Raw genomic sequence first — 18,012 nt, 5'->3', positions numbered from 1 at the left:
GCAATACGGCCCGCGCGAATCGATGGAATACGACGTCGTGATCGTCGGCGGCGGCCCAGCCGGGCTGTCGGCGGCGATCCGGCTCAAGCAGCTGGCCGCCGAGAAAGGCGCCGAGATCGGCGTGTGCGTGCTCGAGAAGGGTTCCGAGATCGGCGCGCACATCCTGTCGGGCGCGGTGATGGATCCGCGCGCGATCACCGAGCTGTTCCCCGACTGGAAGGAACGCGGCGCCCCGCTCGACGTCGAGGTGACCGAAGACCGCTTCCTGTTCCTGTCCGAGAGCAGCGCGGTCACCACGCCCAACTGGGCGCTGCCCGACAACTTCAAGAATCACGGCAACTACGTCATCTCGCTGGGCAACGTCACGCGCTGGCTGGGCCAGCAGGCCGAGGCACTGGGCGTCGAGATCTTCCCGGGCTTCCCGGCCGCCGAGATCCTGTACAACGACGACGGCTCGGTGAAGGGCGTCGCGACCGGCAACATGGGCGTGGGCAAGGACGGCGAGCCGACCGAGAACTTCCAGCTCGGCATGGAACTGCACGCGAAGTACACGCTGTTCGCCGAGGGCTGCCGCGGCCACCTGGGCCGCCAGCTGATCTCGAAGTTCAAGCTCGACGCGAACGCCGATCCGCAGGCATACGGGATCGGCATCAAGGAACTGTGGGAAATCGATCCCGCGAAGCACAAGCCGGGCCTCGTGATCCACACGGCCGGCTGGCCGCTGAAGTCCGACACGTACGGCGGCTCGTTCCTGTATCACATGGACAACAACCAGGTCGTGGTCGGCTTCGTGGTGGGCCTGGGCTACACGAACCCGTACCTGTCGCCGTTCGAGGAATTCCAGCGCTACAAGACGCACCCGTCGATCCGCGCGTTCCTGGAAGGCGGCAAGCGCGTGTCGTACGGCGCGCGCGCGATCACGGCGGGCGGGCTGGTGTCGCTGCCGAAGACGGTGTTCCCGGGCGGCGCGCTGATCGGCGACGACGCGGGCTTCCTGAACGCGTCGCGGATCAAGGGCAGCCATGCGGCGATCAAGACCGGCATGCTGGCGGCCGACGCCGCGTTCGACGCGGTGCAGGCCGGCCGCCAGTCGGACGAACTGAACGCATACCCGGACGCGTTCAAGCAGTCGTGGCTGTACACGGAGCTGTACCGCGCGCGCAACTTCAAGCAGTGGATGGCCAAGGGGCTGTATATCGGTACGCCGATGGTATTCATCGAGCAGAAACTGATGGGCGGCAACGTGCCGTGGACGCTGCGTCACAAGCACGCGGATCACGAGATGCTGAAGCCGGCGTCGCAATGCGAGCCGATCGTGTACCCGAAGCCGGACGGCAAGCTGACGTTCGACCGGCTGTCGTCGGTGTTCATCTCGAACACGAACCACGAGGAGAACCAGCCGGCGCACCTGACGCTGAAGGACGCGAACGTGCCGGTGAACGTGAACCTGCACACGTACGCGGGGCCGGAGGGGCGCTTCTGCCCGGCGGCGGTGTACGAGTTCGTGAAGAACGACGACGGCAGCGATCGCCTGGTGATCAACGCGCAGAACTGCGTGCACTGCAAGACCTGCGACATCAAGGACCCGACCCAGAACATCGTGTGGGTCACGCCGGAAGGCGGCGGCGGGCCGAATTACCCGAACATGTAACGCAACGCATCCCCGCGCCTGCGGGCGCGAACGAACCGGAGTGAGACGATGAGCAATGCAGCGAAAGAAGTCGTGGTGGTGAGCGGTGTCCGTACCGCGATCGGTGATTTCGGCGGCAGCCTGAAGGATTTCTCGCCGACGGACCTCGGCGCGAAGGTCGTGCGCGAAGTGCTGTCGCGCGCGAACGTGCCGGGCGATGCGGTCGGGCATGTGGTGTTCGGCCACGTCGTGAACACCGAACCGAGGGACATGTATCTCGCGCGCGTCGCGGCGATCGACGGCGGGGTGGCGCAGCACACGCCCGCGCTGACCGTGAACCGCCTGTGCGGTTCGGGCCTGCAGGCGATCGTGTCGGCCGCGCAGACGATCATGCTCGGCGACGCCGACGTCGCGATCGGCGGCGGCTCGGAGAACATGAGCCGCGCGCCCTACACGGTGCCGGCCGCGCGCTTCGGCCAGCGCATGGGCGACGCCAAGCTCGTCGACATGATGCTCGGCGCGCTGCACGACCCGTTCCAGACGATCCACATGGGCGTGACGGCCGAGAACGTCGCGGAGAAGTACGGCATCTCGCGCGACGCGCAGGACGCGCTGGCGCTCGAATCGCATCGTCGCGCGGCGCGCGCGATCGCGGAAGGGCGCTTCAAGGACCAGATCCTGCCGATCTCGATCCGCACGAAGAAGGGCGAGGTCGCGTTCGACACCGACGAGCACGTGCGTCATGATGCGAGCGCGGACGATTTCACGAAGCTGCGCCCGGTGTTCAAGAAGGAGAACGGCACGGTGACGGCCGGCAACGCATCGGGCATCAACGACGCGGCCGCGGCCGTGCTGATGATGAGCGCGGACGCCGCGCGCGCGCAGGGCGTGAAGCCGCTCGCACGGCTCGTCGCGTATGCGCACGCGGGTGTCGATCCGGCGTACATGGGCATCGGCCCCGTGCCGGCCACCCAGAAGGCGCTCGAACGCGCGGGCCTGAAGATCACCGATCTCGACGTGATCGAGGCGAACGAGGCGTTCGCCGCCCAGGCATGCGCGGTCACGCAGGAGCTCGGCCTCGATCCGGCGAAGGTCAACCCGAACGGGTCGGGCATCTCGCTCGGTCACCCGATCGGCGCGACCGGCGCGTTGATCACGGTCAAGGCGCTGTACGAACTGAAGCGCATCGGCGGGCGTTACGCGCTCGTGACGATGTGTATCGGCGGCGGCCAGGGGATTGCGGCGATCTTCGAGAACATCTGATAATCGACGCTCAGCACCCGAACACACAGGAAATTTCATGGCCATCGAAATCGTCGGCGTCGTGGGCGCCGGAACCATGGGCAACGGCATCGCGCAAACCGCCGCCGTTGCGGGACTCAACGTCGTGATGATCGACGTCAGCGACGCCGCGCTCGAGAAGGGCGTCGCGACGCTGAAGGGCAGCCTCGAGCGGCTCGTGTCGAAGGACAAGCTCGACGCAGCCACGCGCGATGCGGCGCTGGCGCGCATCACGACGTCGACCGATTACGCGAAGCTCGCGGCGGTCGATATCGTGATCGAGGCCGCGACCGAGAACGTCGAGCTGAAGGGCCGCATCCTGAAGCAGATCGAGGCCGTCGCGCGGCCCGACGCGATCATCGCGACCAACACGTCGTCGATCTCGATCACCGCGCTTGCCGCGCCGCTCGCCGATCCGTCGCGCTTCGTCGGCATGCACTTCTTCAACCCGGTGCCGCTGATGCCGCTCGTCGAGATCATCCGCGGGCTGCAGACGAGCGATGCGACCGCATCGGCGGTGCGCGAGCTGACCGAGCGTTTCGACAAGTCGCCGATCGGCGTGCGCAATTCGCCGGGCTTCGTCGTGAACCGGATCCTCGTGCCGATGATCAACGAGGCGTTCTTCGTGCTCGCGGAAGGCATCGCGTCGGCGGAGGAGATCGACGCGGGGATGAAGCTCGGCGCGAACCACCCGATCGGGCCGCTCGCGCTGGCCGACCTCGTCGGCCTCGACGTGTGCCTCGCGGTGATGGACGTGTTCGTGAAGGACTTCGGCGATCCGAAGTATCGCGCGTGCCCGCTGCTGCGCGAGATGGTGACGGCGGGCAGGCTCGGGCGCAAGACCGGGCGCGGCGTGTACGACTACAGCAAGTAAGAGGCAGACGTTGCCGTCCCGCGCGGCCGCCTTCGGGCGGCCGCGTGCATTGGCGGGCGCGGCTAGGCGTCGAGCCCGCCCAGGTCGCGCGGCAGCATCCGCTTGAACATCGCCAGCATCTGCCGCGCCGTCTTCGGCGGCAGCGTGATCGCGTGGCGCACGGCCGCCGCGATCTGGATCATCATCAGCCCGGCGAATGCACTGCGTTGCGCGCGGGTCGTGTCGGGCGCGACCTCTTCCAGCGCATCCGCGAACAACCCCGCCAGAAACTCCCCGTCCTCCCGGTCGAGCGCCTGCAGCGCACGGTCGGCCTGCGTGGCCCGCCAGATGTCGCGCATCAGCGGCTCGTCGACGAACATCCGGTAATAGCTGTCCGTGATGCGGGCAAGGGTGTCGTGCAGGTCGTCGAGCGTCTTCATCGCGGCGAGATCGCGCCGCACGCAGTCGTGCCCGGCGGCGTTGTAGCGCTCCGCGAGCGTGCCGATCACGGCTGCCTTGTCCGGAAAGTACTGGTACAGCGAACCGAACGAGATGCCCGTGCGTTCGACGATGTCGCTCATCCGGAACGCGTCGCAACCCTTCTCGATCATCACCTCCGACGCGCATGCCAGGATGCGTTCGAACCGTTCACGGCTGCGCTGCTGGGTCGGCACGAGCCGCGCGCGTGCCGGCGTGTCGGCGGCCGCCGCTTCCGGCTCGTCGTCCTGCCCCGGTTTTTGTCGGCCCATGCCGCCTCCAGAAAAACTTGACGTTGCTAATGCGAGAGTCTATCGTGTTTTTCAAATGCGAGATATTCTCGTATTTTCATCAAAGGAGACGCACATGTCGGCCCTTCCCATCCTCATCGTCGGCGCTTCGGGCAAGACGGGCGCCCGCGTCGATGCCCGGCTGCGCGCGCGCGGCATCGCCACCCGGCCGGTGTCGCGCACGACGCCCGTCCGCTTCGACTGGACGGCGCCGGCCACCTGGCCCGCCGCGCTCGACGGCGTGTCGGCCGCGTACGTGACCTACCAGCCCGACCTCGCCGTCGAGGGCGCGGTGGAGGCGATCGCCGCATTCGCCCGGCTGGCGCGTGAAAGCGGCGTCGAGCGCGTGGTGCTGCTGTCCGGGCGCGGCGAGCCGTGCGCGCAGGCGGCGGAGGCCGCGCTGCGGGCATCGGGCGCGGGATGGGGTGTCGTGCGTGCGAGCTGGTTCGACCAGAACTTCTCCGAAGGCTATCTGCTCGACAGCGTGCTGGCGGGCGAGGTCGCGCTGCCGGCCGGCGCGGTGCGCGAGCCGTTCGTCGATGCGGACGATCTCGCGGACGTGGCCGTGGCCGCGCTCACCGACGCGCGGTTCGCGAACCGCGTGATCGAGGCTACGGGCCCGCACGCGCTGACGTTTGCCGAAGCCGTCGGCGAAATCGCACGGGCCGCCGGGCGGCCGGTCGCCTATCGCGAGATACCGGCCGATGCGTTCGTCGCGGGCTTGCGCGAGGCCGGCGTGCCCGAGCCGGTGGTCGGGCTGCTCGACGAGCTGTTCGGCACGGTGCTCGACGGACGCAACAGCGCGGTGACGCACGGCATCGAGGAGACGCTCGGGCGGCCGGCGCGGAGGTTCGCCGATTACGCGCGCGCGACCGCCGCGACCGGCGTGTGGCGCGCAGGATCATGATCGCGCTTGCGTTTTCGGTCCTGCTGTGGGGCTCCGCCGTCGGCTGCGGGCTGATGGCCGGCGTGTACTTCGCGTTCTCGACGTTCGTGATGACGTCGCTCGCGCGAATCGCGCCGCATGCGGGCATGGCTGCGATGAACGCGATCAACGTCGACATCGTGCGTTCGCCGTTCATGCCGCTGTTCCTCGTCACGACGCTGATGGCGCTTGCCCTGATCGCGGTCGCGCTGTTCGATCGCGACCGGCCGGGCGCGATGGCGGCGGTCGCGGGCGGCATGCTGTACGTGGTCGGCATGTTCGCGGTGACGATGGCCGTCAACGTGCCGCTCAACGATGCGCTCGCCGCGGCCGATGCGTCGACCGTGCAGGGCGCGGCGTTGTGGGCGCGCTACGTGCACGACTGGACGATGTGGAATCACGTGCGCACGATCGCGTCGGCGGCCGCCTGCGTGTCGTTCATCGTGGCGATCGCGGCGCGCTAGCGCCGGGCGTCATCGCGCGTGCGCGGCCGGCGCGGGCAAGCGGCATTCGGCGATCGCGCCGGCATCGAATGCGATCAGCGCGGCGCGCACCGGGTCGTGCCGCCGCGCGACGAAGCCCGGCAGCCGATCGGGCGGCGCACCGGGGTCCAGGCGCCAGATCGTCGTGCCGGCGGGCGTCGCGACGTACAGCGCCGCGCCGTCGCTGAACAGGTCGTGGATCCGGTCGGGCTCGGTCGCCATCGGCACGCGCCGTTCCGGCGACTGCCGGGCGCCGGTCGCATCCAGGATGCGCACGCCGGGGCCTTGCCCGGTTTCGGCGAATTCGTCCTCGTCCCAGTCGGCGAGCCCCCAGTACGCGATGTGCCGGTTGTCGATCCAGCATGCGGGCGTATCCCAGTCGTCGCGACAGGTCAGCCTGACCACCGAGTCACCGTCCTCGCTCTCGAACGGATTGGCGTCGAGCCAGTCGGTCACCGACCACGCGCGCGGGATCGAGAGCGGCTGCCAGACCCACCCGTCGTCGAACAGCCGGCTGCCGTCGGGGCTCGGCGCGAGCCGGCCGTGGAAGTAGTCGAGCGCGTGCGCGGGCCGGCCGTGGTCCGCATGCGGGGCGATCTCGCGCGCGGTCAGCCGCGCGCCGGTGGCCGGATCGGCCGCGTCGAGCCGGTTCCACGCGGTGCGATGCACGAAGATCGTGCGCTCGCGATGGCGAACGAAGCACGCGCTGAACGGGACGGTATGGCCGTAGTAGTCGCCGCCGTCGAGCTGCATCGTCGGCGCGCCGGTGGCGGTGTCGACGACGAGCCCGTGCCGTCCGTAGTCGGTCACGATCGCCGCGTATCGGCCGTCGGGCGCGGCGTGCAGCCGATAGGCGGGCGTGCCGAACGCGCCGTTGTCTGCGGCGGGCGGGAGCGGCGGCAGCGCCACCGTGCAGCGCGCCGTGCGGCGCCCGGTATCGAGGTCGACGCCGTGCAGCGCGCCGTCCGCCGTCAACACGAGCAGATGGCCGTCGGCTGCCTGAACGGGGCACGCGTCGACGATCGGCGCGTGGTCCCACGTGAAGGCCTGCATGGGCCGGGATGCGTGCATCGATGCCGGCAAGCGGCGCGGGCTGAGCGTGTTCATGGGCGGGATTCTATCGCTTGCGATGCCCGCGGCGGCCGAGGCGGCCACGCGCCCGCGCTACGCGTAGAACGCCGACGGCGATACGCCGAAGTGCCGCTTGAACATCGCGGAGAACGCGCTCTGGCTGCTGTAGCCGTGATCCATCGCGACGGTCAGCACCTTCTCCCCGTGCGCGAGGCGCTTGAGCGCGAGCAGCAGCCGCGCCTGTTCGCGCCAGCGGCGGAAGCTGAGCCCCGTCTCGCGCCGGAACGCGCGATGCAGCGTGCGGACCGACAGGCCGAGCAGGTCGGCCCATTCGGCGATCGTGCGCGGATCGTCGGGCGCGGCGACGAGCGCGTCGCAGATCGTGCGCAGCCGCGCGTCGTGCGGCCACGGCAGGTACAGCGGCAGCAGCGGCGCGACCGTCACCTCGGCGAGCAGCAGGTGCATCAGGTGATCGTGACGCGAGCCCGGCGCGTAGTCGAGCGGCACGTCGACCGCGGCGAGGATCAGCTCGCGCAGCAGCGGATGCACTTCGACGACGCAGCTTCGCGCCGGCAGGTGCTCGACCGCGCCGGGCTCGACGAACACGGTGCGCATCTGCACGTCGCCGCTCATCTGCACCGTGTGGTCGAGGCCGGCCTCGAGCCAGACGCCGCGCGTCGGCGGCACGACCCATGACGCGCCTTCGGACTGCACGTGCATCACGCCCTCGATCGCGTAGAGCAGTTGCGCGCGGCGATGGCGGTGCGGCGCGATCGAGGTGCCGTGCGCGTACGTCGCCGCCATCGCCGATACGGGCATCGGCGTCGATTCAAAGCGCAGGTGCGCGCCGGGCGGGGTGGACTCGAGTGTCCGATTGGCGACAAGTCGTGACATTTTGGCGTGAGACAGGCAGTTGGGCGGGCGGGCACGATGGCGTACCCATCCACGCCAGATCCCTGTCACGATATTAATCCGTCAAATGCGATGAACAAGTCTCCTTTTCTGTTTCCTTTCTGCGCGATCGCGCTGTGGGCCGGCAACGTGGTCGTGTCGAAGCTGTCGGCATCGACGATCGATCCGTCGGCGATCACGTTCTACCGGCTGCTGCTCGCGGTCGCGCTGATGAGCGTGTTCACGCTGCGCCCCGCGTGGCGCAATCGCGCGGCGCTCGTCGCGTACCTGCCGAAGCTCGCGGTGCTCGGCTTTCTCGCGATGGCGCTGTTCCAGAGCCTGTCCTACGAGGCCGCGAAAACGACCAGCGCGACCAACATGGCGATCATCACGGCGCTGGTGCCGCTGATGACGATGGTGCTCAGCTCGCTGCTGCTCGGCGATCCGCCGGGCGCGGGCATGCTCGGCGGCGGGGTGCTGTCGCTCGCGGGCGTCGTCTACCTGATCGCCGAGGGGCACCCGGCGGCGATCGCCGCGCGCGGCGTGCATCCGGGCGACTTGCTGATGCTGGCCGCGTCGGCCGCGTACGCGCTGTACGGCGTGCTCCTCAAGCGCTGGCGCATCGGTGCGCTGCCGGCGTGGCAGTCGACCTATGTGCAGGCGCTCGCCGCGCTCGTGTTCATGACGCCGATGCTGCTGCGGCTGCCCGCGCAGGCCGCGTGGCCGACCCGCGCGAGCGTGCCGCTGATCCTGTACGCCGGCGTGCTCGCGTCGGTGGTGCTGCCGTATCTGTGGATGCAGGGCGTGCGGCTGCTCGGCCCGAGCCGCTGCGCGATGTTCATGAACCTGCTGCCGGTGATGACGGCCGGCGGTGCGATCGTACTGCTCGGCGAGTCGCTGCGGCTGTATCACCTGATAGGCGGCGGCGTCGCGCTTGCCGGCGTGGCGATCGCGCAGCGGTTTCCGTTCCAGGCGAGTGCGTCGTCGCAGGGGGCCCGGCAATGAGCGGCGATCGCGACATCCAGAACCTGATGGCCGCGCTGCCGGACGGGCGCGCACCGGCCGACATGCCGGCCATCGCGCACCAGCTCGAACGGATCGCGACCGCGCTCGAGGCGCTGGCGGGCACCCGTCGGCCCGCGGCCGTCGATTTCGACGCGGCCGTCGCGTTCCGCTGGCGCGGCTTCGACGGCGCGGATCGTGCGGCGCCGCTCGAACCGGTCAAGGCGCCCGCGCTCATCGCGTTCGATGCGCTGCGCAACGTCGACCGGCAGGCGGCGATCGTCGAACGGAACACGCGCCAGTTCGTGCGCGGCGGCGCGGCCAATCACGTGCTGCTGACCGGCGCGCGCGGCACCGGGAAGTCGTCGCTCGTGAAGGCCTGCCTGCATGCGTTCGCGGCGCAGGGGCTGCGGCTGATCGAGGTCGGCAAGGAGCAGCTGGGCGATCTGCCGGCGATCGTCGAACTGGTGCGCGCACGGCCCGAACGATACATCGTGTTCTGCGACGACCTGTCGTTCGAGGCGGGCGAGACCGGCTACAAGGCGCTGAAGACGGTGCTCGACGGCTCGGTCGCGAGCGACCTGTCGAACGTGCTCGTGTATGCGACGTCCAATCGCCGGCACCTGATGCCCGAGCAGGCGAGCGACAACGCGAACGTGTCGCGCGCGGAGAACGGCGAGCTGCATCCGGGCGACGCGGTCGAGGAGCGGATCTCGCTGTCCGAGCGTTTCGGGATCTGGGTGACGTTCTACGGGTTCACGCAGGACGATTACCTGGCCGTCGTCGAGAGCCGGCTCGGCGAAGCCGGGTTCGATGCGGAGCGGATTCATGCGGCGCGCGAACCGGCGCTGCAGTGGGCGCTCGAGCGCGGCGCGCGCTCGGGACGGATTGCCGCGCAGTTCGTGCGCGACTACGTGGGGCGGCTGGCGGAAGCGGGCGAGGGGAGCGAGCCCGCGGCCGTACGGCGCACGGGTTGAACGCGGCGCTGCAGGCGCTACAGCAGCCGCTCCGACAGCACCCGGAACGCGACATCCGGCACGACGAAGCACAACGGCTCGCCGGTCGCGCCGATGCGGGCGAGGAACGCGCCGCCGCCGACCGGCTCGGCCGGCTTCAGCGGCCGGACGGCGTCGAGGTCGATCGGCAGTTCGATCGACGCATGGGCGAGCCGGCCGCAGTCGTCGACGTGCGCGACGGCGGCGTGCTGCAGCGACAGGGTCGCGACGGCGTCGCGCCAGCTCCCGAAGAACGCGGCGAACGCGGCCGGCAACGTCCGGTCGTCCGACACCGCCACCGTGCAGCTGAAATCGGGCGCGCTGCCGCCGCCGGACAGCCGCGTGCGATAGTGCCCGTCACGCGCCGCGTGCGTGAAATGCCCGGCGAGATGCGACGGCAGCGCGTCGCTGAAAAGCCGGCTGCCGAGCGCATAGAGCGGATGATCGAACACGTTCTTCACGAACAGCACCGTGCTGTCGGCCGGTACGCCGCCCGGCAGCGTGTCGACGTAGAGCCGCCAGTTGCTTTGCAGCGGCGACGGGAACACGCGCCGCAGCGGGCCCGCGACGCGCGGGCCGAAATGACGGTGCGCGTAGGTCAGGATCGTGAACGGCGTGCGGCCGTCGCGGCTCGCGAGCGTGATGCCCGGCGGCACCAGATGCGCGACGGCCGCGACATCGACGAGCCACGTGCAATACACGACGTTCTCGACGTCGCTCGCGAGCTGCAGGAATGGCAGGCGCGACAGCAGCGCGCGGCGTGCGCGCAGCAGCGGCCGGCTCGCGACGAGCCGGTTGGCGAGGCGGCCGGCGAGGCCGGCGGACGGATAGACGAAGGTGTTGTCCTGGAGCATGACGGGCATTGTGCCGGTGCCGCGGCGCGGGGGGAAGAGGCGCCGGCGCGGGCCGGCCCGCAACGCGATGCGGCGGCCGGCGCTCACCCGTGGCCGAAACGCGTCTCCCAGCCGCCGCCGAGCGCCTTGCACAGCGACACGAGATGCATCGCCGCGTCGGCCTCGCTGGCTTCCTGCTGGCCTTGTGCGTCGAACAGCTGCCGCTGCGCGTTCAGCACGTCGAGATAATCCGCCGCACCGGCCCGGTACTGCTGTTGGGCGATCGCCAGCGCGCGCCGGTTCAGCGCCGCGACCGCGACGAGCCGCTCGTGACGCTGCTGTTCGGCGTGATAGGCCAGCAGCGCATCGTCCACTTCGCGCCATGCTTCGAGCACGGTGCGCCGATACGCGATCGCGGCTTCCTGCTGCTGGGCCCGGCGCAGGTTCAACATGCCCGTCAGGCGTCCGCCCTCGAAGATCGGCAGCGTGATCGACGGCCCCGCCACGAATTGTCCCGACGCCCAGTTCGCGAGACTCGACAGCTGGAGGCTCTGGAAACCGGCGCTCCCGTTCAGCGTGATGCGCGGATAGAAGTCGGCCTGCGCCATGCCGATGGCGGCGGTGGCCGCGTGCAGCCGGGCTTCGGCCTGGCGGATGTCGGGCCGGCGCTGCGCGAGTTCCGACGGAAAGCCCACCGGCACGCTGGCCGGGAGCGCGGGCACCGGATGCGGCGCGCCGAGGATCGGGGCCAGCGCGCCAGGCGGTTGCGCGAGCAACACGCCGATTGCGTTGATGCGGGTGTCGCGGCGCGATTCGAGCGGCGGCAGCCGGCTTTCGATGGACGCCACCTGCGCGGCCGCATTGGCGACGTCGAGGTCGGTCGTCACGCCGTCCCTGCGGCGGATTTGCGTGAGCGTTTCCAGGTCGCGCGCGATCGCGAGGTTGCGTTGCGCGATCTGCAGCTGCGCTTGCGCGTCGCGCAATTCGAGGTAGTCGCGGGCGAGTTCCGCGCGGGCCGACAGCAGCACCGCGTTACGCGCTTCGTACGATGCCTGCGTCAGCGCATCGGCCGCCTCGACGCCGCGCCGCACGCGGCCCCAGAGATCGAGTTCCCACGAAGCGTCGAAGCCGGCCTGGTACAGGTTGTAGGCAGGCGAGCCCGACGAGCCGGGCACGGCGGCCACGCCGAACGGCGCATCGCCCGACGCCGATTGCGCGGGTGCCGCGCCCGGCGTGACGCCCAGCAGCGACAGGATGCCGTTCTCGCTGCCGCGCTCGCGCGCATACGAGCCGGCGGCGCCGAGCGTCGGCAGCTCGGCCGCCCCGGCGACGCGCCGTTCGGCGCGGCTTTGCTGCAGCCGCGCCGAGGCGGCCGCCACGTCGAGGTTGGCATCGGCCAGGCGCTGTTCGAGCGCATCCAGCACCGGATCGTCGAACAGGGTCCACCAGTCGGCCCTGAAGGCAGCCTCGACCGGTTGGCTCGTGTCGCGCAGCGTCTGCGTACGGTCGAACACGGGCGGCACGCCGGTCACCGGCGCCTCGAAGTTCGGGCCCATCGTGCAGGCCGTCAGCACGGCGCCGGCGAGCAGCGGCGGCAGCGCCGCGCAAAGTAAGCGGATCGGGTTCATCGCCGTGCCTCCGTGTCGTTCGCGTTCGGGCGGTGCGCGCCGGTGTCGACGCTGGCTTCGACGGACAGCCCCACGCTCAGCGCGGCGGCCTGCCCGTGCGGCGCGTCGAGTGCGATCTTGACCGGCACGCGCTGCACGACCTTGGTGAAATTGCCCGTGGCGTTGTCGGGCGCGATCGGCGCGAAGCTGACGCCGGTGGCCGGCGCGAGGCTCGCGACGTGGCCCGCGATGCTCACGCCCGGCAGGCTGTCGACGCGGATGTGCGCAATGTCGCCCGGCTGCATCGCGCCGATCTGGTTCTCCTGGAAATTCGCGATCACGTACGCATCGGCGAGCGGCACGATCGCGAGCAGCGGCGCACCGGGCGCAACGAAGGCGCCGACCCGCGCGGTGCGGCGGCCCACCTTGCCGTCGACCGGCGCCCGCACCTCCGTATAGGACAGGTTCAGCTTCGCCTGGTCGAGCGCGGCCTCGGCGCGGGCCAGCGCGCCGTGCGCCTGGTCGCGCCGGGCGCGCAGCACGTCGAGGTTCTGGCTGATCGCCGCCAGCGCGGCCGCGTCGCCGGCGCGTTTCGCCAACTGCGCGGCCAGGGTGCTGCCCGCGCGTTGCTGTTCCTGCGCGGTGCCGGCGCCGGTGTCGGCCAGGTCGCGGTAGCGCACGTCGTTGGCCTGCGCGAACTGCACCGCCGCATCGTCGGCGCGCAGCACGGCGCGCGCCTGCCCGACCAGCGCCGGCTGCCGCGCGATCTCGGCCTCGTCGTTGGCCACCGCCGCGCGGGCGGCTTCGACGTCGGCCTGCGCGCTCGCCAGCGCGGCGCGGAAGTCGCGGTCGTCGATGCGCAGCAGCAGCTGGCCGGCCCGCACGGACTGGTTGTCGTCGACGAGCACCTCGACGAGCGGCCCGGCGACGCGGGGGGAAACCAGCGTGAAGTCGGCCGCGACGTATGCGTCGTCGGTCGATTCGGCATGCGAACCGATGAGATGGTGCGTGCCGGCGCAGGCCGCGACGCCGACGGCGATCACGAGCGCGGCGGCGGCAAGCGTCTTGTGCTTGGAGGAGATGGCGGATGACATGGCGATCGTTTCTCAGTGCGAGGAAGGGGGTTGCGGGGCCCACGGCGGTGCGATCCGCACCGGCAGCAGCGGCACGAGCAACAGCAGGGCAAGGGCGACACCGGCGGCCAGCCGGTACAGGTCGGCCGAGGCCAGCACCAGCGCCTGCTCGTGCAGCCGGTGCGCAAGCGGCGCGAGGCCCGTGGCGCGCTCGAGCAGGTCGCCGCCGCCCGACGGCGCGCGGTTGCCGAGCTGATCCACCAGCCGGTTCGAATGCAGGTGCTCGCGGGCCGTGCCCAGCGTGTCGAGCAGGCCGGCGGCCAGTGCGGCGGAAAAGGTCTTCAGCGAATTGAACATCGCCGACGCGAACGGCCCTTCGGCGGGCGGCAGGCCGGTGGTGACGCCCATCAGGATCGGCAGGATCAGCATCGGTTGCGCGGCGATCTGCAGCGACTGGAGCCAGTAGAAGTCGTCGCGGATCCACTCGGCCGTAAGCCGGCTGCCGGCCGCGCAGGTGGCGGCCATCAGCACGCAGCCGGTCGCGAGCACCCAGCGCGAATCGACGCGCCGCAGGTTCAGGAGCGCGGCCGTCAGCGGCAGGCTCAGCAGCAGCGGAAGCGCCACCAGAAGCGCGAGCGGGGCAGCCTGCAGCGGCCGGTAGCCGTGCACGGCGGCCAGATAGCGGCCCGGTATCGCGGTCACCGCGGTCAGCAGGATCACCGCGCCGGCCAGCGTGAGCAGGCCGTGCGTGAAGTTGCGGCGCGCGAGCAGTTGCAGCCTGAAGAACGGCAGCGGATGAAACCATTCGTTGACGAGGAAGGCCGCGAGCAGCACCAGGCCGCCGCCCGTCAGCATGCGGATCGCGGGCGACTCGAAACCGTCGAGGCGGTCGGCCTGCAACAGCACGACGACGAGCATCGCCACGGCTGGGAAACCGGTGAGGAATCCGGACCAGTTGAATGCGCGCAGCCGTTCGGGTTTCGGCGTATCGGCAGGCAGGCCGTAGCCGATTGCCGCGCAGCACGCGATGCCGAGCGGCACGATCTGCCAGAAGGCCAGCCGCCAGTCGACGAACTCGGTCCACAGCGCGGCGAGCGGCGTGCCGAGCGCGGGCCCGAAGGTCGCCGTCATCGCGTAGCCGGCCAGCCCGTACAGCTTCGTCCTGGGCGGCAGGTAGCGCAGCGCCGCGATGATCAGCATCGGCGGCAGGCAGCCGCCCGCGATGCCCTGCAGCACGCGCAGCGCCGTCAGTGTGGCGAAGCCCGGCGCGAACGGGCACAGCACGCCCAGCAGCAGGGTCGCCAGTACCGCGCCGATCGTGAAGCGCTTCAGCGTGAAGGTGATGCCGAACCACGGTGCGAACACCATGGTCGCGACGTTGGCCGCTTCGAACAGCGCGGTGAGCCAGCTGCCGTCGTCGTGCCCGATCGAGAAGGCGCCTCGGATGTCGGCCATCGCGGCGGCGGTGACCTGCTCGTTGAGAATGGCCAGCAGCGATGCGAGCAGCATGCCGGCGAGGCCGGTCGCGAGGCGTGGCGTCAGGGCTGGCCGGGTGGCGGCGCCGGCCGGCGGGGGTGTCGTCGCGGCGACCGGCAAGGAGACGGTGTTCATGATGGGGATCGCTTCGATTCGGTTCGGATTGCTTGGGTTTGGAGGCGCGCGGGGATGAAGCGGCGACCGTGAAAGCACGATACATCCTTCGTGATTTGCAGATAATGGGTGTTGATCGAGAATCATCCTCCCGAAATTCGAGAGGGAAAGCGCACAAAAAAACGCCGACGGAGGTCCGTGCGGCGTGCGTGTGTTGCGAACGGCGGAGGTGTGCCAGCGCCCGCCCGCGCGGGCGCAGCGCCCTCGTGTCGCGGCCCGGGTCAGAGCTCGCGGGCGATTTGCGCGACGAATGCGGCGATGGCCGGCGCGTTGCGGGCGACGAAGCGCCACTGGCCGACCGGCGTCTCGACGACCAGGCCCGCGTCGCGCAGCAGCGCGATATGCGCCGACACGGTCGATTGCGACAGCCCGCTGCGCGCCACGATCGCCGACAGCGGCACGCCGTCGCCCGCGTGGAGGCGCACGGCGCCGGCGAATGTGTCCGGCGCCTTCAGCCAGTGCAGCACTTCCCGCCGGAACGGATGCGCGAGCGCCTTGTGGGCGCGCGTGACGTCGATCATGACGGGCGCCGGCTCAGCGCCGCCCCAGGCAGCGATGCACGAGCGCGGCGGCGAGCCCGGCCGCGATGCCGAATGCGACCACGCCGTGCCAGCCGAAGCGCGCCATCAGCGCGCCGCTGACGATCGCGCCGAGCGCGCCGCCGACGAAGGTCGCGGTCATGTAGAGGCTGTTGATGCGGCCCTGTGCCTTCGGATCGGCGGCGAACGCACGCGTCTGGTTTGCGACGAGGCCGGCCTGCACCCCGATGTCGAGCACCACCACGCCGGCCACCAGCAGCGCGAGCGAGCTGCCGGCGCCGGCCAGGATCAGGTAGGAGACCGTCACGATCGCGATACCCAGCCCGATCACGCGCCGCGTGCCGATCCGGTCCGACGCCCGGCCGCCGATCGTGGCGGCGAGTGCGCCGGCCGCGCCGATCAGCCCGAAGCCGCCGGCCCACGCGCTGCCGAGGTGCCACGGGCCGTCGGCGAGCAAGGCCGCGAGATTGACCCAGAACGCGTTGAACGCGGCCCACAGCAGCGCCTGCACGATCATCGACTCGCGGATCGGGCGGTGTGCGCGCGCCAGCGTCCAGAGTGACGCGAGCAGCCGGCCGTAGGACAGCGCGGTGGTCGGTACGCCGCGCGGCAGCAGCCACGCGGCGGCGATGCCGACCGGCACCATCGCGGCGGCTTCGGCGCCGTACACCGCGCGCCAGCCGGCGTGCGCGGCGATCAGGCCGCTCACCGCGCGGCCGAGCAGGATGCCGACCATGATGCCGGTGACCACCGTGCCGACGTTGCGCCCGCGTTCGTGGGGCGCCGACATCACGGCGGCGAACGGCACCAGTTGCTGCGGCACGCAGCTCACCACGCCGAGCCCGAATGCGGCGCCGATCAGCGCCCACACGCCCGGCGCGAGCGCGGAGGCCACCGCGAACGCGAAGGCCAGCGCGATCTGGCCGAGCACCAGCTTGCGCCGGTCGTAGCGGTCGCCGAGCGGCAGCAGCAGCGCGAGCCCGGTTGCGAAACCGAGCAGCGCCGCGCCGGCCACCAGGTCGGCCGTCGCCGGGGCGGCGCCCAGGTCCCGCGCGATCAGCGGCAGGATCGGCTGCGTGCAGTAGATGTTGGTCACGACCGCGCCGGCGATGGCGGCCATCGCGACGATCTTGCCGCGCGACGCGGCGGCGGGCGGCGCGGCGGCCGCGACGGGCGGCATGCCGGATGCGACGGGAAATTCGTTCATGGCGGGCTCCTTTCATGGCGATCCGTCACCTCAGGCAGCGGATGCGCGGCCGGCGGGACGACGTGAAACGAGCGTATCGTCTTGCACCAGGAAAGATAATCCACCAGAATCTGGAATCATCTTTCCGGAATTCGAGAGGCAACATGAATCGTCTCGAGTCGATGTCCCTGCTGGTGGCGGTGGTCGACGCCGGCAGCATGTCGGCCGCCGCGCGCCGGCTCGACATCCCGCTGGCGACCGTGAGTCGCAAGATCGCGGACCTCGAGTCCTACCTGAACACGCGGCTGCTGCATCGCACGACGCGGCAACTGTCGCTGACCGAGGCGGGCGAGTCCTATGTCGCCGGTTGCCGGCGCATCCTCGACGACATCGCGGAAACCGAGCGCGCGGCCACCGGCGAATACGCGGCGCCGCGCGGCGAGCTGATCGTCACCGCGCCGATCGTGTTCGGGCGCCTGCATGTCGTGCCGGTGGTGGCCGCGTTCCTTGCCCGCTATCCCGAGATCGACGTGCGCCTGGTGCTGACGGATCGCGTCACCCACCTGATGGAAGAGCAGATCGACGTCGCGCTGCGGATCGGCGAACTGCCCGACAGCAGTTTCATGGCCACGCGCGTCGGCAGCGTGCGTCGCGTGGTCTGCGCGAGCCCCGCGTACCTCGCGGCGCACGGCGTGCCCGTCGGGCCGGCCGATCTGGCGCAGCATGAATGCATCACGTTCGAGGTGCTGGCGTCGCGGCGCGCGTGGGTGTTCGACGGCGAGAAGGGCGAACTGACGGTGCCCGTGCATTCGCGCTTCGCGGTGAACACGGCCGAGGCGGCCATCGATGCCGCCGTGCTCGGCGTCGGGCTGATTCGCGTGCTGTCGTACCAGGTCGCGCAGGCCGTGCGCGATCGCGCGCTCGACGTGGTGCTCGATGCGTTCGAATCGCGGCCGCTGCCGGTCAGCCTCGTGCACAAGGGGCAGGCGCCGATGCCGCTGAAGCTGCGCGCGTTCCTCGATTTCGTCGCCCCGCGGCTGCGTGAACGGATCGCGGGGCTGGCGGGCGAAGCGGGATCGGCTGCCGGCTGACGATCGTCGCGCGTGGCAGCGTGGCCGAACGACGGTTCCGTCGCGTGAAGGATTGCCGGCGCATCATCCCGCAGGCACGCAGGCACGCAGGCACGCAGGCACGCAGGCACGCAGGCACGCAGGCACGCAGGCACGC

The 18,012-nt window shown here is 70.6% G+C and carries 17 protein-coding genes; 8 read left to right on the top strand and 9 right to left on the bottom strand.

What is annotated here, in order from left to right:
• The 3 genes from GQ57_RS27420 to GQ57_RS27410 form a co-directional block, all read left to right on the top strand.
• The coding region (locus GQ57_RS27420; RefSeq protein ID WP_034199546.1) for an electron transfer flavoprotein-ubiquinone oxidoreductase at positions 1-1,651 on the top strand (1,651 nt) is incomplete at its 5' end.
• A gap of 48 nt (positions 1,652-1,699) precedes the next feature.
• Positions 1,700-2,893, top strand: a complete 1,194-nt coding sequence (bktB, locus tag GQ57_RS27415) for a beta-ketothiolase BktB (protein WP_031403529.1) — start codon at positions 1,700-1,702, stop codon at positions 2,891-2,893.
• A 37-nt stretch (positions 2,894-2,930) separates the two neighbouring features.
• On the top strand, positions 2,931-3,785 hold the full coding sequence (locus tag GQ57_RS27410) for a 3-hydroxybutyryl-CoA dehydrogenase (RefSeq protein ID WP_031403530.1): 855 nt from the start codon (positions 2,931-2,933) through the stop codon (positions 3,783-3,785).
• A gap of 62 nt (positions 3,786-3,847) precedes the next feature.
• Here the strand turns inward: GQ57_RS27410 and GQ57_RS27405 are convergent, their stop codons facing one another.
• Positions 3,848-4,513, bottom strand: coding sequence for a TetR family transcriptional regulator (locus tag GQ57_RS27405; protein ID WP_031403531.1), 666 nt, complete (start codon positions 4,511-4,513; stop codon positions 3,848-3,850).
• A gap of 94 nt (positions 4,514-4,607) precedes the next feature.
• Between GQ57_RS27405 and GQ57_RS27400 the strand changes: the two genes are divergently transcribed.
• Together GQ57_RS27400 and GQ57_RS27395 are read left to right on the top strand one after the other, a co-directional pair.
• Positions 4,608-5,438: an NmrA family transcriptional regulator gene (locus GQ57_RS27400; protein ID WP_034199528.1), complete on the top strand. Its 831-nt coding sequence runs from the start codon at positions 4,608-4,610 to the stop codon at positions 5,436-5,438.
• Entirely contained in the window at positions 5,435-5,920 is a 486-nt protein-coding gene (locus tag GQ57_RS27395; RefSeq protein ID WP_034199545.1) for an anthrone oxygenase family protein, read from the top strand. Before GQ57_RS27400 ends, GQ57_RS27395 begins: the two co-directional genes overlap by 4 nt.
• Before the next feature lie 9 nt (positions 5,921-5,929).
• On the opposite strand, the gene GQ57_RS38310 is transcribed toward GQ57_RS27395, so the two are convergent.
• Both GQ57_RS38310 and GQ57_RS27385 read right to left on the bottom strand, forming a co-directional pair.
• A complete protein-coding gene (locus tag GQ57_RS38310; RefSeq protein WP_152603362.1) occupies positions 5,930-7,045 on the bottom strand; it encodes a hypothetical protein in 1,116 nt (371 codons plus the stop codon).
• Positions 7,046-7,102: 57 nt separating this feature from the next.
• Complete coding sequence (locus GQ57_RS27385; RefSeq protein WP_031403535.1) at positions 7,103-7,903, bottom strand: AraC family transcriptional regulator; 801 nt, start codon at positions 7,901-7,903, stop codon at positions 7,103-7,105.
• A gap of 90 nt (positions 7,904-7,993) precedes the next feature.
• On the opposite strand from GQ57_RS27385, the gene GQ57_RS27380 reads away from it, so the two are divergent.
• Together GQ57_RS27380 and GQ57_RS27375 are read left to right on the top strand one after the other, a co-directional pair.
• The gene (locus tag GQ57_RS27380; protein WP_034199527.1) at positions 7,994-8,905 is read left to right on the top strand and encodes a DMT family transporter; all 912 of its coding nucleotides are present in this window, start codon (positions 7,994-7,996) and stop codon (positions 8,903-8,905) included.
• A gap of 26 nt (positions 8,906-8,931) precedes the next feature.
• Positions 8,932-9,879 carry an ATP-binding protein gene (locus GQ57_RS27375; RefSeq protein WP_034199543.1) on the top strand — a complete coding sequence of 316 codons (948 nt, stop codon included), beginning with the start codon at positions 8,932-8,934 and terminating at the stop codon, positions 9,877-9,879.
• A 17-nt stretch (positions 9,880-9,896) separates the two neighbouring features.
• Here GQ57_RS27375 and GQ57_RS27370 read toward each other — a convergent pair whose 3' ends face one another.
• From GQ57_RS27370 to GQ57_RS27345, 6 genes are all read right to left on the bottom strand, one after another.
• Positions 9,897-10,760: a DUF2071 domain-containing protein gene (locus GQ57_RS27370; protein ID WP_034199542.1), complete on the bottom strand. Its 864-nt coding sequence runs from the start codon at positions 10,758-10,760 to the stop codon at positions 9,897-9,899.
• Between the two features lie 74 nt (positions 10,761-10,834).
• The gene (locus GQ57_RS27365; protein WP_052001497.1) at positions 10,835-12,358 is read right to left on the bottom strand and encodes an efflux transporter outer membrane subunit; all 1,524 of its coding nucleotides are present in this window, start codon (positions 12,356-12,358) and stop codon (positions 10,835-10,837) included.
• Positions 12,355-13,431 carry an HlyD family secretion protein gene (locus GQ57_RS27360; protein ID WP_052001496.1) on the bottom strand — a complete coding sequence of 359 codons (1,077 nt, stop codon included), beginning with the start codon at positions 13,429-13,431 and terminating at the stop codon, positions 12,355-12,357. The genes GQ57_RS27365 and GQ57_RS27360 overlap by 4 nt, the downstream gene beginning before the upstream one ends.
• Positions 13,432-13,443: 12 nt before the next feature.
• The gene (locus GQ57_RS27355; protein WP_034199526.1) at positions 13,444-15,021 is read right to left on the bottom strand and encodes an MFS transporter; all 1,578 of its coding nucleotides are present in this window, start codon (positions 15,019-15,021) and stop codon (positions 13,444-13,446) included.
• Positions 15,022-15,281: 260 nt separating this feature from the next.
• Positions 15,282-15,581 (bottom strand): ArsR/SmtB family transcription factor, encoded by a 300-nt coding sequence (locus GQ57_RS27350; protein WP_031403542.1) that lies wholly within the window; start codon positions 15,579-15,581, stop codon positions 15,282-15,284.
• A gap of 13 nt (positions 15,582-15,594) precedes the next feature.
• Positions 15,595-16,806, bottom strand: coding sequence for an MFS transporter (locus GQ57_RS27345; protein ID WP_174923327.1), 1,212 nt, complete (start codon positions 16,804-16,806; stop codon positions 15,595-15,597).
• 143 nt (positions 16,807-16,949) lie between these two features.
• On the opposite strand from GQ57_RS27345, the gene GQ57_RS27340 reads away from it, so the two are divergent.
• Positions 16,950-17,876, top strand: a complete 927-nt coding sequence (locus GQ57_RS27340; protein ID WP_031403544.1) for a LysR family transcriptional regulator — start codon at positions 16,950-16,952, stop codon at positions 17,874-17,876.
• Positions 17,877-18,012: the final 136 nt, after the last annotated feature.

It is taken from the genome of Burkholderia sp. MSh2, assembly GCF_000731655.1.
GTDB lineage: Bacteria > Pseudomonadota > Gammaproteobacteria > Burkholderiales > Burkholderiaceae > Burkholderia > Burkholderia paludis.
Note: the sequence above shows the minus strand (reverse complement) of the source record. Positions and strands in the feature narration are given on the sequence as shown.

Bases quoted from the DNA above. Each gene is read 5' to 3' on its own strand.
- bktB (WP_031403529.1), top strand. From the start codon at position 1,700: ATGAGCAATGCAGCGAAAGAAGTCGTGGTGGTGAGCGGTGTCCGTACC.
- GQ57_RS27410 (WP_031403530.1), top strand. From the start codon at position 2,931: ATGGCCATCGAAATCGTCGGCGTCGTGGGCGCCGGAACCATGGGCAAC.
- GQ57_RS27405 (WP_031403531.1), bottom strand. From the start codon at position 4,513: ATGGGCCGACAAAAACCGGGGCAGGACGACGAGCCGGAAGCGGCGGCC.
- GQ57_RS27400 (WP_034199528.1), top strand. From the start codon at position 4,608: ATGTCGGCCCTTCCCATCCTCATCGTCGGCGCTTCGGGCAAGACGGGC.
- GQ57_RS27395 (WP_034199545.1), top strand. From the start codon at position 5,435: ATGATCGCGCTTGCGTTTTCGGTCCTGCTGTGGGGCTCCGCCGTCGGC.
- GQ57_RS38310 (WP_152603362.1), bottom strand. From the start codon at position 7,045: ATGAACACGCTCAGCCCGCGCCGCTTGCCGGCATCGATGCACGCATCC.
- GQ57_RS27385 (WP_031403535.1), bottom strand. From the start codon at position 7,903: ATGTCACGACTTGTCGCCAATCGGACACTCGAGTCCACCCCGCCCGGC.
- GQ57_RS27380 (WP_034199527.1), top strand. From the start codon at position 7,994: ATGAACAAGTCTCCTTTTCTGTTTCCTTTCTGCGCGATCGCGCTGTGG.
- GQ57_RS27375 (WP_034199543.1), top strand. From the start codon at position 8,932: ATGGCCGCGCTGCCGGACGGGCGCGCACCGGCCGACATGCCGGCCATC.
- GQ57_RS27370 (WP_034199542.1), bottom strand. From the start codon at position 10,760: ATGCCCGTCATGCTCCAGGACAACACCTTCGTCTATCCGTCCGCCGGC.
- GQ57_RS27365 (WP_052001497.1), bottom strand. From the start codon at position 12,358: ATGAACCCGATCCGCTTACTTTGCGCGGCGCTGCCGCCGCTGCTCGCC.
- GQ57_RS27360 (WP_052001496.1), bottom strand. From the start codon at position 13,431: ATGTCATCCGCCATCTCCTCCAAGCACAAGACGCTTGCCGCCGCCGCG.
- GQ57_RS27355 (WP_034199526.1), bottom strand. From the start codon at position 15,021: ATGAACACCGTCTCCTTGCCGGTCGCCGCGACGACACCCCCGCCGGCC.
- GQ57_RS27350 (WP_031403542.1), bottom strand. From the start codon at position 15,581: ATGATCGACGTCACGCGCGCCCACAAGGCGCTCGCGCATCCGTTCCGG.
- GQ57_RS27345 (WP_174923327.1), bottom strand. From the start codon at position 16,806: ATGAACGAATTTCCCGTCGCATCCGGCATGCCGCCCGTCGCGGCCGCC.
- GQ57_RS27340 (WP_031403544.1), top strand. From the start codon at position 16,950: ATGAATCGTCTCGAGTCGATGTCCCTGCTGGTGGCGGTGGTCGACGCC.